The 1,954-nt window shown below is 63.1% G+C and carries 1 protein-coding gene and 1 pseudogene; both read left to right on the forward strand.

The genetic code is table 11. The features are described from left to right. Positions 1 to 414, forward strand: a 414-nt coding sequence (locus ACFY68_RS26115; protein WP_387533573.1) for a phosphopantetheine-binding protein, incomplete at its 5' end; no start/stop codon positions are given. A gap of 142 nt (positions 415 to 556) precedes the next feature. Then, positions 557 to 1,954 (forward strand): annotated as a pseudogene (locus tag ACFY68_RS26120) (condensation domain-containing protein); the annotation flags it as partial.

Raw genomic sequence — 1,954 nt, forward strand, 5'->3', positions numbered from 1 at the left:
TTGTTCCTCGAAGCGCTGCCGCTGAGCCCCAACGGCAAGCTTGACCGGCGCCAGCTGCCAAGCCCGCAGGCGCAGGCACAGAAGGCCTATGTGGCACCGATCAGCGATTTGCAGTGCCAGGTGGCTGCGATCTGGGAGGAGGTATTGCAGTGCGGCCCGGTCGGTCTGCAGGCGCACTTCTTCGAGCTGGGTGGGCATTCGCTGCTGGCTACCCAGGTGATCGTGCGCATTCGTCAGAGCCTTGGCAGCGAGGTGCCGATCAGGCTGCTGTTCGACTCTCCGACCCTGGAAGCCTTCTGCGATCAGGTCTCTGGGACCTTGCCGATGCACTCGAACCTGGATGAAGAATTGGCTAAATCTTTGGCGGCTCTCAAACGTTTATCCACTAGCGAATTGGAGAAACTAATTTCCTAGTAAGGAGTTTGGGGTGCGAGAGTTGATTGAGTCGGTTGGGGCGCTTCCCCTTAAAGAGCGCAAGGCGCTGGCGGTGCTGCTCAAGCAGAAAGGCATCAATTTGTTTGCCGTGGCACCGATCTTCAAGCGCGACCCGGCCGAGCCGTTGCAGCTCTCCTATGCCCAGGAGCGCCAGTGGTTCTTGTGGCAGCTGGATCCGGGCAGTACTGCCTACCACATCCCGGTGGCCCTGCGCTTGCGCGGTGCCCTGGATGTGCCAGCACTGGAACGGGCTTTCCAGGGCGTCGTGGCGCGCCATGAGGCACTGCGCACGACATTGCTGGAGGGCCCGCAAGGGGCCTTGCAGCAGATCCACGAAAGCTGGCCGGTGGCGTTGCGGGCGGAGCCTTTCGAAGGCCTGCCGGGGCTGGACCTGGAGGCGTCGCTGAGCGCCCGTATCGAGGCCGAGACCCAGCAACTGTTCGATCTGGCGCAAGGGCCGTTGTTCCGGCTGCGCCTGTGGCAGCTGGACGAAAGTGACCATGCGCTGGTGCTGACGTTGCACCACATCGTTGCCGACGGCTGGTCGATGCAGGTCATGGTCGATGAGCTGACACGCCTGTACGGTGAGCATGCCCATGGACAGCCAGCCAACCTGCCGCCTTTGTCGATCCAGTACGCCGACTATGCCCTGTGGCAGCGCCACTGGATGGAAGCGGGAGAGCGTGAACGGCAGCAGGCGTTCTGGCTTGAGCAGTTGGGGGGCGAGCAGCCTGTGCTGGCGCTTCCGCTTGACTACCCAAGGCCTGCGGAGCAGCGCTTTGAAGGTGCGCGCCTTGACCTGCAGGTGCCTGCCGAGCTGTCCGAACGGTTATTGGCGCTGGCCCAGGTGCACGGCGTGACACCGTTCATGTTGCTGCTGGCGTCGTTCCAGTTGTTGCTGCATCGCCATAGCGGCCAGGCCGATATCCGCGTGGGCGTACCGGTAGCCAACCGCAACCGGGTCGAGACAGAGGGGTTGATCGGGTTCTTCGTCAACACCCAGGTGCTCAAGGCCGAAGTTGACGGGCAACTGCGCTTCGATCAGTTCCTCAGCGACACACGTCAACAGGTGCTGGCCGCTCAGGCGCATCAGGACCTGCCATTCGAACAGTTGGTGGAGGTGCTTCAGCCAGAGCGCAACCTCAGTTACAGCCCGCTGTTCCAGGTACTGTTCAACCACAAGGGCGCTCCGGCGTCTACTGCCGGGCCCGCTTCGCAGGGGCCGTTGCGCATCGAGCAACTGAGCTGGCGCAGCCAGTCGGCGCAGTTCGATCTTGCCCTGGATACATACGAGCGCGTCGATGGGCTGGGGGCGTCAATCACCTATGCAACCGACTTGTTCAAGCCGCAAACCGCAGCGCGCCTTGGGCGCCACTGGCTGAACCTGCTGCAGGCCATCGTTGCCGCGCCGCAGGCGCGTCTGTGCGAACTGCCGATGCTGGACAACGACGAGCGCGTGCTGCTCGAGCAGTTCAACGCCACCACCACCCCCTACGACCTGACCCAGACCGTGCACGGC

The organism is Pseudomonas sp. NPDC012596, assembly GCF_042902325.1.
GTDB lineage: Bacteria > Pseudomonadota > Gammaproteobacteria > Pseudomonadales > Pseudomonadaceae > Aquipseudomonas.